General features: G+C 71.1%; 11 protein-coding genes. 7 read left to right on the top strand and 4 right to left on the bottom strand.

Features of this window, described 5'->3' with window-relative positions; translation table 11 throughout:
- The first annotated feature begins 13 nt into the window (after window positions 1–13).
- Both tatC and NGF19_RS08800 read left to right on the top strand, forming a co-directional pair.
- Entirely contained in the window at window positions 14–955 is a 942-nt protein-coding gene (gene tatC / locus NGF19_RS08805; protein ID WP_252423773.1) for a twin-arginine translocase subunit TatC, read from the top strand.
- Window positions 956–1,096: 141 nt separating this feature from the next.
- A complete protein-coding gene (locus NGF19_RS08800) occupies window positions 1,097–3,949 on the top strand; it encodes a DEAD/DEAH box helicase (protein ID WP_252423772.1) in 2,853 nt (950 codons plus the stop codon).
- Here NGF19_RS08800 and NGF19_RS08795 read toward each other — a convergent pair.
- A complete protein-coding gene (locus NGF19_RS08795) occupies window positions 3,931–4,914 on the bottom strand; it encodes an RluA family pseudouridine synthase (protein WP_252423771.1) in 984 nt (327 codons plus the stop codon). The two genes, NGF19_RS08800 and NGF19_RS08795, sit on opposite strands and share 19 nt — an antisense overlap.
- Before the next feature lie 78 nt (window positions 4,915–4,992).
- Between NGF19_RS08795 and NGF19_RS08790 the strand changes: the two genes are divergently transcribed.
- Entirely contained in the window at window positions 4,993–5,568 is a 576-nt protein-coding gene (locus tag NGF19_RS08790; protein ID WP_252423770.1) for a GNAT family N-acetyltransferase, read from the top strand.
- A 10-nt stretch (window positions 5,569–5,578) separates the two neighbouring features.
- On the opposite strand, the gene NGF19_RS08785 is transcribed toward NGF19_RS08790, so the two are convergent.
- Complete coding sequence (locus NGF19_RS08785) at window positions 5,579–6,421, bottom strand: siderophore-interacting protein (RefSeq protein ID WP_252423769.1); 843 nt, start codon at window positions 6,419–6,421, stop codon at window positions 5,579–5,581.
- 100 nt (window positions 6,422–6,521) lie between these two features.
- Window positions 6,522–7,451, bottom strand: coding sequence for a 5'-3' exonuclease (locus tag NGF19_RS08780; protein ID WP_289734520.1), 930 nt, complete (start codon window positions 7,449–7,451; stop codon window positions 6,522–6,524).
- A 189-nt stretch (window positions 7,452–7,640) separates the two neighbouring features.
- Between NGF19_RS08780 and NGF19_RS08775 the strand changes: the two genes are divergently transcribed.
- The 3 genes from NGF19_RS08775 (at window position 7,641) to NGF19_RS08765 (ending at window position 12,327) form a co-directional block, all read left to right on the top strand.
- Window positions 7,641–8,720 carry a quaternary amine ABC transporter ATP-binding protein gene (locus NGF19_RS08775; RefSeq protein ID WP_252423765.1) on the top strand — a complete coding sequence of 360 codons (1,080 nt, stop codon included), beginning with the start codon at window positions 7,641–7,643 and terminating at the stop codon, window positions 8,718–8,720.
- Window positions 8,713–11,325, top strand: coding sequence for an ABC transporter permease/substrate binding protein (locus tag NGF19_RS08770; RefSeq protein WP_252423764.1), 2,613 nt, complete (start codon window positions 8,713–8,715; stop codon window positions 11,323–11,325). The genes NGF19_RS08775 and NGF19_RS08770 overlap by 8 nt, the downstream gene beginning before the upstream one ends.
- Window positions 11,326–11,751: 426 nt before the next feature.
- Window positions 11,752–12,327, top strand: coding sequence for a helix-turn-helix domain-containing protein (locus NGF19_RS08765; RefSeq protein WP_252423762.1), 576 nt, complete (start codon window positions 11,752–11,754; stop codon window positions 12,325–12,327).
- A 119-nt stretch (window positions 12,328–12,446) separates the two neighbouring features.
- Here NGF19_RS08765 and NGF19_RS08760 read toward each other — a convergent pair whose 3' ends face one another.
- The gene (locus tag NGF19_RS08760; RefSeq protein WP_252423760.1) at window positions 12,447–13,568 is read right to left on the bottom strand and encodes a TDT family transporter; all 1,122 of its coding nucleotides are present in this window, start codon (window positions 13,566–13,568) and stop codon (window positions 12,447–12,449) included.
- A 130-nt stretch (window positions 13,569–13,698) separates the two neighbouring features.
- Between NGF19_RS08760 and NGF19_RS08755 the strand changes: the two genes are divergently transcribed.
- Entirely contained in the window at window positions 13,699–14,592 is an 894-nt protein-coding gene (locus tag NGF19_RS08755; RefSeq protein WP_252423872.1) for a LysR family transcriptional regulator, read from the top strand.
- Window positions 14,593–14,704 lie beyond the last annotated feature (112 nt).

The raw sequence follows: 14,704 nt of genomic DNA, 5'->3' as shown, positions 1-14,704 counted from the left end.
ATGAGGATGTGGGTTGCCCAAGTCTGCCCGCAAGAAGGAGAGAGACCCCGAGGGGCGTATGCCGCTCGTGGATCATCTGCGTGAGCTGCGCAACCGGCTCGCGAAGGCCGTGCTGGCGATCCTCGTCGTCACGATCGTGGCCGCCTTCTTCTACCAGCACATCATCAACTTCATCACCAAGCCGCTGCTGGACGCGGTCGGCTGTGCGCAGTCCTTCGGGGAACTGGCGAAGAAGAAGGAAGGGCACTGCGCGCACGTCACGGTCACCGGCCTGCTGACGCCCTTCACGCTGGCGCTGAAGGCCTCGCTGACCGCGGGTGTGGTGGTGTCGGCACCGATCTGGCTGTACCAGCTCTGGGCGTTCGTCGCGCCGGGTCTGCACCGTAACGAGAAGAAGTACGCGTACGCGTTCGTCGCGGCCGGCTTCCCGCTCTTCCTCGGCGGCGGCTATCTCGCCTACAACGTGCTGCCCACCACGGCGAAGGTCATGATCGACCTCACGCCCCAGGGTGCGGAGAACCTGCTCGAGCTGGACAAGATCCTCGACCTGGTCACGCGCATGGTGGTGGTCTTCGGCCTCTCCTTCGAGATGCCGCTGCTGCTGATCATGCTCAACCTCACCGGGATCCTGTCCGGACGCCGCATGCTCGGCTGGTGGCGCGGCATGGTCGTCGGCATCGCCGCCTTCGCGGCCGTGGCGACGCCCGGCGCCGACCCGATGTCGATGCTGGCGCTGGCGGCGCCGATCTGGGGGCTGTTCTTCGTGGCGGTGGGCTTCTCGCTGCTCAACGACCGCCGCCGGGCCCGGCGCGAGGCACAGGGGCCGTCGGACGACGAGGCCTCCGAGCTGGACCTCACGCCCGAGGAGATCGGTGAGGTCGAGGCGGTGAGCGCGAGCCGCGCCTCCGAGCTGCCGCCGCCGGACCATGTGAACGGCTATGACGACGTGACCTGACGACGGTCCGGGCCGTGAGGTCGTAGAGACAACGAGAGGTGGTCGTGTTCCCCAGGGGCGCGGCCACCTCTCGTTGCCGTCCATCCATCCGTCCAGCCATCCATCCGTCCGTCTCGTTGCGGTCCGGCGGGGGTGCGGATAATGATCGTCCTGTTGTCAGTGCGGCCCGGTACGCTCGAAAGCACGATGACAGAGGACCTCTCACCGGCCGAGCGGTACGCGGCGGCGCGCAAGCGCGCTGTCGAGCAGGCCACCGCGCTCGCCTCCTTCCGCGAGATGTACGACTTCGGCCTCGACCCCTTCCAGATCGAGGCCTGCCAGGCACTCGAAGCGGGGAAGGGCGTACTGGTGGCCGCGCCCACCGGCTCCGGCAAGACGATCGTCGGCGAGTTCGCCGTCCACCTCGCCCTGCAGCAGGGCAAGAAGTGCTTCTACACGACACCGATCAAGGCGCTGTCGAACCAGAAGTACTCCGACCTGTGCCGCCGTTACGGCGCCGCGAAGGTCGGTCTGCTCACCGGCGACAACAGCATCAACGCCGACGCCCCGGTGGTCGTGATGACCACCGAGGTCCTGCGGAACATGCTGTACGCGGGCTCCCAGACCCTCCTCGGCCTCGGCTATGTGGTCATGGACGAGGTGCACTACCTCTCCGACCGCTTCCGCGGCGCAGTCTGGGAGGAAGTGATCATTCATCTGCCCGCGTCGGTGACGCTGGTGTCCCTGTCGGCGACCGTGTCCAACGCGGAGGAGTTCGGCGACTGGCTCGACACCGTCCGCGGGGACACGGAGGTGATCGTCTCCGAGCACCGTCCCGTGCCGCTGTTCCAGCACGTCCTGGCCGGGCGCCGGATGTACGACCTCTTCGAGGAGGGCGAGGGCAACCGCAAGGCGGTCAACCCCGACCTGACCCGGCTGGCCCGCATGGAGGCCAGCCGCCCCTCGTACCCGGACCGCAGACGGGGCCGCGCGATGCGCGAGGCCGACCGCGAGCGGGAGCGCCGCCAGCGTTCCCGGGTGTGGACGCCGGGCAGACCCGAGGTCATCGAGCGGCTCGACGTCGAGGGCCTGCTGCCCGCGATCACGTTCATCTTCAGCCGGGCCGCCTGCGAGGCCGCCGTCCAGCAGTGCCTGTACGCGGGCCTGCGGCTCAACGACGAGGACGCGCGGGACCGGGTGCGCGCCCTGGTCGAGGAGCGTACGGCCGCCATCCCCACCGAGGATCTGCACGTCCTCGGCTACTACGAGTGGCTGGAAGGCCTGGAGCGCGGCATCGCGGCCCACCATGCGGGCATGCTGCCCACGTTCAAGGAGGTCGTCGAGGAACTGTTCGTCCGCGGCCTGGTGAAGGCCGTGTTCGCCACCGAGACCCTTGCGCTGGGCATCAACATGCCCGCCCGGTCGGTGGTGTTGGAGAAGCTCGTCAAGTGGAACGGCGAGCAGCACGCCGACATCACCCCCGGCGAGTACACCCAGTTGACCGGCCGCGCCGGCCGCCGCGGCATCGACGTCGAGGGCCATGCGGTCGTGCTGTGGCAGCGCGGTACGAACCCCGAGCATCTCGCGGGCCTCGCGGGCACGCGTACGTACCCGCTGCGCTCCAGCTTCAAGCCGTCGTACAACATGGCGGTCAACCTCGTGGAGCAGTTCGGGCGGCATCGCTCGCGTGAGCTGCTCGAGACCTCCTTCGCCCAGTTCCAGGCCGACAAGTCGGTCGTCGGGATCTCGCGGCAGGTCCAGCGCAACGAAGAGGGCCTGTCCGGCTACAAGGAGGCCATGACCTGCCACCTCGGCGACTTCGAGGAGTACGCCCGGCTGCGTCGCGAGCTGAAGGACCGCGAGACGGACCTGGCCCGCCAGGGTGCGGCGCAGCGCCGCGCCGAGGCCGCCGTCGCCCTGGAGAAGCTCAGGGCCGGTGACGTCATCCACGTCCCCACGGGCAAGTACGCGGGGCTGGCCCTCGTCCTCGACCCCGGGGTGCCCGCGGGCCGGGCGGGCGGTCACCGCGGCTTCGATCACCACGACGGCCCGCGCCCGCTGGTCCTGACCGCGGAGCGGCAGGTCAAGCGGCTGGCGCCGATCGACTTCCCGGTGCCCGTCGAGGCGCTGGAGCGGATGCGCATCCCCAAGTCGTTCAACCCGCGCTCGCCGCAGTCCCGCCGCGACCTCGCCTCCGCGCTGCGTACGAAGGCCGGGCACATCCCGCACGACCGGCACCGCAAGAAGCGGTCGGGGGCCGCCGACGACCGGGAGATCGCCCGGCTGCGTACGGCCCTGCGCGCCCACCCGTGCCATGGGTGCGACGACCGCGAGGACCACGCCCGTTGGTCCGAGCGCTACCACCGCCTGCTGCGGGACACCTCGCAGTTGGAGCGCCGTATCGAGGGCCGTACGAACACCATCGCCCGCACCTTCGACCGCATCGTGGCGCTGCTCACGGAGCTGGACTATCTGCGCGGCGACGAGGTGACGGAGCACGGCAAGCGGCTGGCGCGGTTGTACGGAGAGCTGGATCTGCTGGCCAGTGAGTGCCTGCGCGAAGGCGTCTGGGAGGGCCTCGGCCCGGCCGAACTGGCCGCGTGCGCCTCGGCGTTGGTGTACGAGGCGCGGGCCGTCGACGACGCGATGGAGCCGAAGGTGCCGTCGGGCAAGGCCAAGGCCGCCCTCGGCGACATGGTGCGCATCTGGGGTCGGCTCGACGCCCTGGAGGAGGACTTCCGTATCCGGCAGACCGAGGGCGTGGGCCAGCGCGAGCCGGATCTGGGCTTCGCCTGGGCCGCGTACATGTGGGCCAGTGGCAAGGGCCTGGACGAGGTGCTGCGGGAGACGGAGATGCCGGCCGGTGACTTCGTCCGCTGGTGCAAGCAGATCATCGACGTCCTCGGCCAGATCGCTGCCGCCGCCCCCACCGAGGGGTCGACGGTCGCGAAGAGTGCCCGCAAGGCGGTCGACGGTCTGCTGCGCGGGGTGGTGGCCTACTCGTCGGTGGGCTGAGTCCCGCCGGGCCGGTGAGCGCCCTCACCGGCCCACGCGTCGTAGGCCGACCAGGCCGCGAGGGCGCGCCCGCTGACGAAGCGGTGGGCGCGGCCCGTGACCGGGTCGGTGAACTCCAGTGCCCGCGCCAGCAGTTGGAGCGGGCGCCCGAAGTCACCGGCCGGTCCGGCGGCGGCCACCACCGGATAGAGCCGGTCGCCGAGGATCGGCAGCCCCAACGCGTTCATATGGACGCGCAGTTGATGGGTCTGCCCGGTGCGCGGGAGCAGCCGGTAGCGACCGCGGCCCTCGTGGTGCTCCAGGAGTTCGACGCGGCTGACCGCATTGGGCTCGCCCGCCACCTCGTGGGCCGTCAGGACCCCGCGCTCCTTCACGATCCGGCTGCGTACGGTGCGCGGCAGGTCCACCGCGGGGTCGTACGCGGCGACGGCCTCGTACTCCTTGGTGACCCGCTTGTCGCGGAACAGCGACTGGTAGGCGCCGCGTTCCTCGGGTCGTACGGTGAACAGCACGAGCCCGGCGGTGAGCCGGTCCAGCCGGTGGGCGGCGGTCAGCGAGGGGATGCCGAGGTCGCGGCGCAGCCGGGCCAGAGCGGTCTCGGCGACATGGCTGCCGCGCGGGGTGGTGGCGAGGAAGTGCGGCTTGTCGGCGACGACGATGTGCTCGTCGCGGTACACCACCTCGACCGGGTAGGGCACGCGCTCCTCGGCGGGCAGTTCGCGATGGAACCAGACGTACAGGCCCGGTACGTACGCGGCGTCGCGCGTGAGGGGCCGCCCGTCGGCGCCGACGATCTGCCCGGCGTCGATCATCGTGTCGATCACCCCGGGCCCGGCCGCGAGCCGCGCCACGAGATGGTCGCGCACGGTGGCCCAGCCCTCGGTGAACGGCAGCCGCACCCGCACGGGGTCGACCCCGTCGCGCTGCGGCAGGGGAGAGAGCGGGATACGGGGGCGTCGTCTCATGGGGCTCCAGCGTACGAGGCGGACGGGGGCCGATAACCGGTTGCCGGGTGGCCACGGGCACCTGGGATCATGCGCGGCATGCCTCTTCTGATCAGCGATGTCGTCACGCCCGGCTCCCTTGCCCGGCAACCGCAGCCCGTGATCCCCGCCGAGGGTGGTCTGGTGCTCCGCCCGTGGAAGGACGAGGACGCCCCGGCCGTCCACGAGGTGTTCCAGGACCCGCTGATGCGTCGGTGGCACCACTACGCGAGCGAGTCGGTGGCGGAGGCCCTCGGCATGATCGAGGGCTGGCGGGCCGCATGGGAGGGGGAGGCCAACGCCTACTGGGCGGTCGCGGGCGAGGCCACGGACCAGTTGCTCGGGCGCGCGGCCCTGCGCCATGTCGCCCTGCCCGAGGGGACCGCCGAGGTCGCGTACTGGACCGCGTCCGCGGCGCGCGGCCGGGGGATCGCCCCGCGTGCGGTGACCGCCCTGACCCGCTGGGCGTTCGAGAGCATCGGCTTCCACCGCCTGGAGCTGACGCACGCCGTGCACAACGAGGCGTCGTGCCGTGTCGCCGAGAAGACGGGCTTCGCTCTGGAGGGCACCAAGCGCAGCGCCCTCCTCCACCCCGACGGCTGGCATGACATGCACCTGCACGCGCGGATCGCCTGAACGACAGCGGCTACGCGGCGGGCGTGCCCTCCTGCTCCGCCTCCACGCGTGCGTTCCACTCGCGCTTCGAGGACTGCCAGCCGTCCTCGTTGTGGCCGAGGCGCCAGTAGCCGGAGATCGAGAGATGCTCGCGGGGGATCTGGCGCTCGACGCGCAGCAGCCGCCGCAGGTCCTTGACGAAGCCTGCCTCGCCGTGGACGAACGCGTGCATCCTGCCCTCGGGGAACTCCAGGGCGCGGACCGCCTCCACCAGGGCCTCGCCGACCGGCCGGTCGCCGCGGTGCAGCCAGACGACCTCCGTGCCGGAGTCGATCTTCTGCTCCTCCGCGGCGGAGGCGACCTCGACGAAGGCGTGGGCCACGGCGCCGTCGGGCAGCGCCTCCAGGGCCGCCGCGATCGCGGGCAGCGCGCTCTCGTCCCCGGCGAGCAGATGCCAGTCGGCGCTCGGGTCCGGCGCGTAGGCGCCACCGGGGCCCATGAAGCGCACGGTCTCGCCGGGCCGGACGCGCAGCGCCCAGGGTCCGGCGAGGCCCTCGTCGCCATGGATCACGAAGTCCAGCGTCAGCTCGCGGTGGACGGGGTCGAAGGCGCGCACCGTGTACGTCCGGGTCGTCGGCCACTGCTCGCGCGGGAACTCCTCGCGGATGCGCTGGAGGTCGAACGGCTCGGGGTAGGCGACGCCTGCGGCCGGGAACAGCAGCTTCACATAGTGGTCGGTGCAGGTCTCCGCCCGGAAGTCGGCCAGTCCCTCACCGCCGAGCACCACGCGCTGCATGTGCGGGGTCAGCCGCTCCGTGCGGATCACCTGCGCGGAGTGCGTCCTGCGTGCCCTGCCTGCCGGGCGCTCTGCCATGTCGACCTCCCTGTGCATGGTGAGGTTTACCTAAGTTAGCAGCTTGATCCGGCCACGGCAGCCTGTTGACGACAGCATGAGCGGTGGGTGGTCCGCGCGGTCACACGGCCAGCGTGCTCAGCAGCCGCCGCAGCGATCCGCCCAGGCCCCAGCGGTCCCCCAGCGCCTCCAGTGCGGCCGGGTCGCGCGGGGTGCGCGGCAGCGCCGTATCGACATCCGGCAGGGGGACGTCGCGGGCGACCCGTACGACCTCGGGGGCGACGCTCACATACGCGCGCGCCTCGTCGAGCCGCTTGCGCTGCGCGGGGGTGAGCTTGGCCGCGGGATCGTCGACGGCGGCCATGATGCCCGCCAGGTCGCCGAACTCGGCGAGCAGCTTCGCGGCCGTCTTCTCCCCGATGCCCGGCACGCCCGGCAGGCCGTCGCTCGGGTCGCCGCGCAGCAGCGCCAGGTCCGCGTACCCCCGGCCGTCGACGCCGTACTTCTCGCGCAGCACCGCCTCGTCGGTGAGCCGGAGCGTGCCGACCCCCTTGAGCGGGTAGAGCACGCGCACCCCGCGGGCGTCGTCGACCAGTTGGTACAGGTCGCGGTCGCCGGTGACGATGTCGACCGGGCCCTCGGCGCGCGCGGTGAACGTGCCGATCACGTCGTCCGCCTCGTACCGCGCGACGCCCACGCGCGCGATGCCGAGCGCGTCCAGGACCTCCTCGATGACCGGGACCTGCGGCGTCAGGGTGTCGGGCACCTCTTCCTCGTCGGGGCCCGGCTCGTGCGCCTCGGCCACGCGGTGCGCCTTGTAGGTGGGGATCAGTTCGACGCGCCAGTGCGGGCGCCAGTCCGCGTCCATGCAGGCCACCAGGTCGTCCGGGCGGTGGTCGCGGACCAGGCGTTCGATGAACTCGAGCAGCCCGCGCACGGCGTTCACGGGGGTGCCGTCCGGGGCGCGTACGGAGTCCGGGACGCCGTAGTAGGCGCGGAAGTACAGCGAGGCGGTGTCGAGGAGCATCAGGCGTCGGGTCACGCTTCGCATCATGCCGTACGGCACTGACAGCGGATCGGCCGCGCAGCGTAGTCGAGCCTGTGACCTGCGTGAAGTGTCTGTGAACTGGGCCACGGAAGGTTTGCCCTGCCCGACTCCGGGCAGGCGCGCCTCGAAGTGATGCCAGTTGCAATGTCAACCGTTTGCAGCGGCTCGGAGGCTTCCGATCGAGAGGTACCTGTGTCATCCAGGCTTGAAGCCGAACATCTGTACAAGGTGTTCGGCAGACGACAGAACGAGGCGGTGGAACGGCTCCGGCAAGGAGCGGACCGGGAGGAACTGCGCGCTGACGGCACCACCGCCGCCGTGATCGACGCGTCCTTCACGGTGGAGCCAGGCCAGATCTTCGTCGTCATGGGCCTGTCCGGCTCGGGTAAGTCGACGCTGTTGCGCATGCTCAACGGTCTGCTGGAGCCGACCGCGGGGCACGTGCGCTTCGACGGCCAGGACCTCACCGAACTCGGCGCCGCCGATCTGCGCGCGGTCCGGTCCCGGAAGATCAGCATGGTCTTCCAGCACTTCGCTCTCTTCCCGCACCGCAGCGTTCGAGAGAACGCCGCCTACGGCCTGGAAGTGCAGGGCGTGCCCCGCGCCGAGCGCGAGAAGCGCGCCGACGAGGCGCTCGCCCTGTGCGGCCTGGCCGGGTGGGAGAAGTCCTGGCCCGACGAGCTGTCCGGCGGTATGCAGCAGCGCGTGGGCCTCGCGCGGGCGCTGGCCACGGACGCCGACCTGCTGCTGATGGACGAGTCCTTCAGCGCGCTGGACCCGCTGATCCGCCGCGATATGCAGGACCAGCTTCTGGAGCTCCAGAAGACCCTGAAGAAGACGATCGTGTTCATCACGCACGACCTCAACGAGGCCATGCGTCTTGGCGACAGCATCGCGGTGATGCGCGACGGCCGCATCGTGCAGATCGGCAGCGCCGAGGACATCCTGATGCGCCCCGCCGACGACTACGTGGCCTCCTTCACCCAGGACGTCGACCGCTCGCGCGTGCTGACCGCGGGCGCCGTCATGGACACCGCCGTGCGCGGCGACGAGGCGGACTGCGGCTGTGAGACCGCGACGCCCGGCACGCCGTTCGTGGAGCTGTGCGCGCTCAGCGCCCGCCTCACGCACCCGGTGGCCGTCCTCGACGAGCAGCGCGAACTGGTGGGCGTCGTACCCCGCCAGCGCGTCCTCGACTTCCTCGCCGACGGGGCCAGCGATGCCGTCCCCTGCGACGCCCCGCGCGACGGGCAGGTGATCGCCCATGCCTAGAGTTCCGTTCGGTGACTGGATCAACTCCGCGGTCGACTGGCTGACCAACCACATGGCCTGGCTGTTCGACCTCTGCAAGACCGTCTTCCAGGGCACCTACGACGGCATCGACACCGTGCTGCAGGCCCCGCAGCCGCTGCTGCTCGCTGGCATCTTCGCGGTGATCGCGTTCTGGCTGCGCGGCACGTCCGCCGGTGTCCTCGCCTTCCTGGGCTTCGCGTTCATCGACTCCCTCGGTCTGTGGGAGAACGCGATGGTCACCCTCTCGCTCGTCCTGGTGGCGACGATCATCGCGCTGGTCATCTCCGTGCCCGTGGGCATCTGGGCGGCGCGCTCCAGCCGCGTGAGCGGAGTGGTCCGGCCGGTCCTCGACTTCATGCAGACGCTGCCCGCGATGATCTACCTCATCCCGGCGATCCTGTTCTTCGGCACCGGCGCCCCCGCGGGCATCGTGGCCACCCTGATCTTCGCCCTCGCGCCCGGCGTCCGCATGACCGAGCTGGGCATCCGCCAGGTCGACAAGGAACTCGTCGAGGCCGCCGAGGCGTTCGGCACCACCCCGCGCAACACGCTGCTGCGCGTCCAGCTCCCGCTCGCCCTGCCCACCGTCATGGCCGGTGTCAACCAGGTCATCATGCTGGGTCTGTCCATGGCCGCGATCGCGGGCATGGTGGGCACCGGCGGCCTCGGCGGCGACGTCAACGAGGCCATCGGCCAGCTCGATGTGGGCCTCGGCTCCGAAGCCGGTATCGCCATCGTCATCCTGGCGATCTACCTGGACCGGATGACCAGCGCCCTCGGCACCCAGGTCTCCCCGCTCGGCCGTCGCGCCGCAGCCCGGCTGCGCGCCGCGCAGGGCCTGAAGATCTGGTCCTACCGTCCCCGGCCCGCCGTGGCCGTGATCGGTGTCGTCGTGCTCGCGCTCGTCGCGGGCGGCATGGGTGTCTTCGGCGGCGGCGCCACGACCGCCACCGCTGACGACGCGAACAACGTCGGCCAGGGCAAGCGCATCAGCATCGGCTACATCCCGTGGGACGAGGGCGTCGCCTCCACCTTCCTGTGGAAGGAGATCCTGGAGCAGCGCGGATACAAGGTCGACGCCAAGCAGCTCGACGCCGGGGCGCTCTACACCTCGCTCGCCCGGGGCGACATCGACTTCGAGACGGACTCCTGGCTGCCCGTCACCCACGAGCAGTACTGGAAGAAGTACGGCAATCAGCTCGACGACCTGGGTTCCTGGTACGGCCCGACGTCGCTGGAGCTGAGCGTGCCCTCGTACATGAAGGGCATCGACTCGCTGGAGGACCTCAAGGGCAAGGCCGACCTGTTCGGCGGGAAGATCACCGGCATCGAGTCCAGCGCCGGTGAGATGGCCCTGCTCAAGAGCAAGGTCCTCAAGGAGTACGGCCTGGACAAGGAGTACAAGGTCGTCGACAGCTCCACGCCCGCGATGCTGGCCGAGCTGAAGCGCGCCTACGCCAAGAAGAAGCCCGTCGTCGTGACGCTCTGGTCGCCGCACTGGGCGTACAACGACTTCGACCTGAAGAAGCTCAAGGACCCCAAGGGCGCCTGGGGCAAGGGCGACGGCGTGCACACCCTCTCCCGCAAGGGGTTCGCCAAGGACAACCCCGTGGTCGGCACGTGGCTGAAGGACTTCCGGCTGGAGGAGAAGCAGCTCACCAGCCTGGAGGCCGAGATCAACAAGGCCGGTAAGGGCAAGCAGCAGGAGGCCGTGCGCGTCTGGCTGGCCAAGAACCCCGGCCTCGTCGACAAGCTCGCCCCGGTCCAGCAGACCGCCGCCACTCCGGCCGAGGCCAAGCGTCCGGTGAACGTCGCCTGGTTCCCCTGGGACGAGGACGTGGCCGTCACCTATCTGTGGAAGAACGTCCTGGAGCGGCGCGGCTACAAGCTGAACCTGAAGCAGATGGACGTCGGCCCCGTCTACACGGGCCTGGCCGGTGGTGACCTCGACCTCAACTTCGACGCGTGGCTGCCGTACGCGCAGAAGAACTACTGGGACAAGAGCAAGGCTCACCTCAAGGACCTGGGCACCTGGTACCAGCCGACCTCGCTGGAGGTCGCGGTCCCCTCGTACGTGAAGGACGTCAAGTCCCTGGAGGACCTCAAGGGCAAGGCGAAGACCTTCGGCGGCCGGATCATCGGTATCGAGCCGGGCACCGGGGAGATGACCCTGCTCAAGGACAAGGTCCTGCCCGGCTACGGCCTGGACAAGGAGTACAAGGTCGTCGACGGCTCCACGCCCGCGATGCTGGCCGAGCTGAAGCGCGCCTACGCCAAGAAGAAGCCCGTCGCCGTCGTGCTGTGGTCGCCGCACTGGGCCTACAGCGAGTACCAGCTCACCAAGCTGAAGGACGACAAGAAGCTCTTCGGCGAGGGCAACACGATCCGCACCATCTCCAGCAGCGCCTTCCCGAAGCGGTACCCGCAGCTCACCGAGTGGATCAAGAACTTCACGATGAGCGAGAAGGAGCTCGGCAGCCTGGAGGCCGAGATCAAGAAGCGGGGGCACGGCCATGAGAAGGACGCCGTGGCCGCCTGGCTGGAGGAGCACCCGGACATGGTGGAGCGGATGACTCCGCAGTAGCCACCGCGCCGCTGGTCACAGGACGGATCCGGTCAACCCCGTCCGCCCTCTTCCACGCACCCTGCCGCCGCCGGTACCGAATGCTTGTTCGGTGCTGGTCGTCGGCAGGGTGCGCTGCTCCGGAGGTGTGCCCGCCCCCGCTCCTGGGTACCGGGACGCCGACGGGAGGCCCCGCGGGGCCTGCCGCCGCGCGCTGCCGCGAGAGCATGCCCCACAGGTCACACGGCAGTGCTGACCAGCCCTTTCGTCGGCGACAGGGGCGGCGCTCAAGAGGTGGTGGGGCTGCCTGTCCGGTGGCGCGAACTGTGACCTTCGCCACTCTGATACGGGGCGGTGATGTGACGGGCGCATGAAACGGTTTGCCGAACATGCGTAGGGTGCAGAGAGCGCACCTTGGACCGACGAGGGTGGGAGGGAGCGGGAGCGATGGGCGACCACAAGGAACAGCCCCTTCGGGTCGGCGCGGCCATCCGGCGCCGCCGCCGGGCACTGGAGCTCACCCTCGCCGTCGTGTCCGAGCGCAGCGGACTGTCGGTCCCCTTCCTGAGTCAGGTCGAGAACGAGCGGGCGCGCCCCAGCAAGCCCTCCCTGGAGCGGATCGCCGACGCCCTCGACACCACCGCCCCCGACCTGCTCGCCGCGGCCGACCCGGCGTGCAGTGTGGACGTCCTGCGCGCCGACGACGAGGCGCTCGAGCCGGGACAGGCGCGGCTGCGCCCGCTGGTGCGCGGACACCATCAACTGCACGCGATGGAGTTCATCGGGGATCATGACGAGCGACGCGAATTCCAGCACCGCAACGACGAGTTGATGTACGTCGTCGACGGCGCCGTCGAGGTCGAGGCGGAGGGCCGCGCGCATCGGCTGGGGCGCGGCGACACGCTGTATCTCAGCGGGGGAGTGCGGCATCGCTGGCGGGCGACCGTGCCGGACACCCGCGTGATCGTGGTCGCGGTCGCCGACCATATCGAGGCGATCGAGGACCGCCCGCGCCGCCGCTGAGCCGATGGGCCGCCGCTGACCCGATCGGGGGAGCGGTGACGAAGTGTCCGCGTGCGTGTCTGCCCGCGCCGGTGTCCGTATCCGTGCGCGTGTCCCACGTACGTCAGCGTCCGCGTACGTCAGTGGCGAGGTGCCGCAAGGAGCTTGCCTCCGACGACGCCCCGGCCGGTGTGGACCGCGGCGACGGCCCAGGCGGTGAGGAGCAGCAGATACAGGCCGACGGCGAGTGCGTCGAAGGCGGCGAGCCCGGTGCGCCGGGCCAGTGTCTCCGCGCCGGTCACACAGGTGCCGACCGGGAACGTGAACGCCCACCAGGTCATCGCGAACCCCATGCCCTGCCGCCGGGCGCGTACCACCAGCGCGACGGCCAGGCCCAGCCACAGCAGGGCGAAGCCCGTCACGGGGACGCCGTAGAGGAGGGCGAGGACGCCGAGGCCACCGGCATAGGGGGCCGGTACGACATCCGGGGCGGCGGTCGCGATCGCGCCGACGGCGGTGGTGGACTGGCCGAGCGGGCCGAGGACCAGGAACAGGGTCGGGGTCAGCGCGAGCGGCAGCGGGCCTGCGGTGATCAGCCGCCCGAGGACCAGCGGCAGCGTCACCAGCGTGGCCAGCAGGCTCAGGCCGAACATCGCGAGGCACGCGAGCAGCAGGGTCTGCCGGGGCTGACCGGCGGGCAGATGCGGCACCAGCAGCGGGCCCAGGGCCGCGGAGACCATGGGGGCGACCAGCGGCAGCAGCCACACGGGGGAGGCCTGGTCCGGCTCGATGCGGTGCCGGGCGACCATCAGATACGGGACGGCGACGGCGGCGACGAGACCCAGCGCCGTACCGGCTGTGAACAGCACGGTGTCCACGGCGACGGCCGGGCCCGCACCGATCCAGTCCCGGCCGACCGCCATGGTGCCGCCGCCGACGGCCAGCAGGGCCATGGCCGGACAGCCGTAGAACGGGGCCGTCGCGGGATCGAGGAGATGAGCGCGGGCCTGGTCGCGATGGTGGACCCAGTGCAGGGTCCGGGCGGTGAGCAGCGTGACGAGCAGCGCCGCGGACAGCGCCCAGACGGCCGCGGCGGCCGTCCGCAGGCCGGGCAGATGCGCGGCGCCGGGGAGATTGACACCGGCCGTGGCCACGATCGCGGTGCCCATCACGGCGGCGTACCAGTTCGGTCCGAGATGCCGTACGGCGGCGGCGCGTGGACGGCGGGCGGGCGGGGCGAGGGGCTCGACTGTGGCGACCATACGGACACGCTCACGTCGGGCCGGGTTCCTCACCAGAGGGTATGGCTCTATGAGGGCATAACCTGGGCTTATGAGCGAGGGTGGTGACGGCAGGCCGCCGGTGGCCGGTGGTGGTGACGGCGGGCCGCCGATGGCCGGTCTGGCGCACCGGGTCCCGGACCTGGGCGCGCTGGAACTGCTGCTGGCCGTGGCGCGGCTCGGCAGCTTCGGGCGGGCCGCGCGGGAGCTGGGGATCACCCAGCCCGCGGTGAGCAGCCGGATCCGGTCCATGGAGCGGCAGCTCGGCGTGGCACTGGTGGAGCGCTCGCCACGGGGTTCGCGGCTGACCGACGCGGGGGCACTGGTCACCGACTGGGCGCGGCGGATCGTGGAGGCGGCGGAGGCGTTCGACGCGGGGGCGCAGGCGCTCCGGGGGCGACGGGACTCCCGGCTGCGGGTGGCCGCGAGCATGACGATCGCCGAGTATCTGCTGCCGGGCTGGCTGATGGCGCTGCGCGCCGAGCGGCCCGATACGGCGGTGTCGCTGCTGGCGGGGAACTCGGCGACGGTCGCCGAGCGGCTGCTCGCCGGTGAGGCGGACCTCGGGTTCGTGGAGGGGCTGACCGTGCCGCCGGGCTTCGACTCGGCCGTCGTCGGCCATGACCGGCTGGTCGTGGTGACCGCGCCGGGGCACCCCTGGGCGCGCCGCCGTACCCCGCTGTCGGCCGAGGAGTTGGCGTCGACCCCGCTGATCCTGCGCGAGGAGGGCTCGGGCACCCGCCAGGTCCTGGACACGGCCCTCGGCGGTCTGGCCCGCCCCCTGCTCGAACTGTCCTCGACCACGGCGGTCAAGTCCTCGGCGGTCAGCGGCGCGGGCCCGGCCGCGCTGAGCGAACTCGCCGTCGGGGAGGAGTTGTCGGCCCGCCGCCTGGTGAGCATCCCCGTCGCGGGCGTACGCCTGGACCGGACCCTGCGCGCGGTGTGGCGCACGGGCCACCGTCCGACGGGGCCGGGCCGCGACCTGCTCGGGCTGACCAGGGGGTAGTGCCGGGCGTACGAACTGCCCCCGGTGACCGGCGAGATGGTGGACCGTGCAGGCGAATCGCCCCCAGTGGCCCGGGAGATGGTGGACCCCGCCCGGCAGCGCATAGAGTGAT

The sequence above is a fragment of the Streptomyces macrolidinus genome, from assembly GCF_023887685.1.
Taxonomy (GTDB): Bacteria; Actinomycetota; Actinomycetes; order Streptomycetales; family Streptomycetaceae; genus Streptomyces; species Streptomyces macrolidinus.
This window is presented reverse-complemented; position numbering and strand designations above follow the sequence as displayed.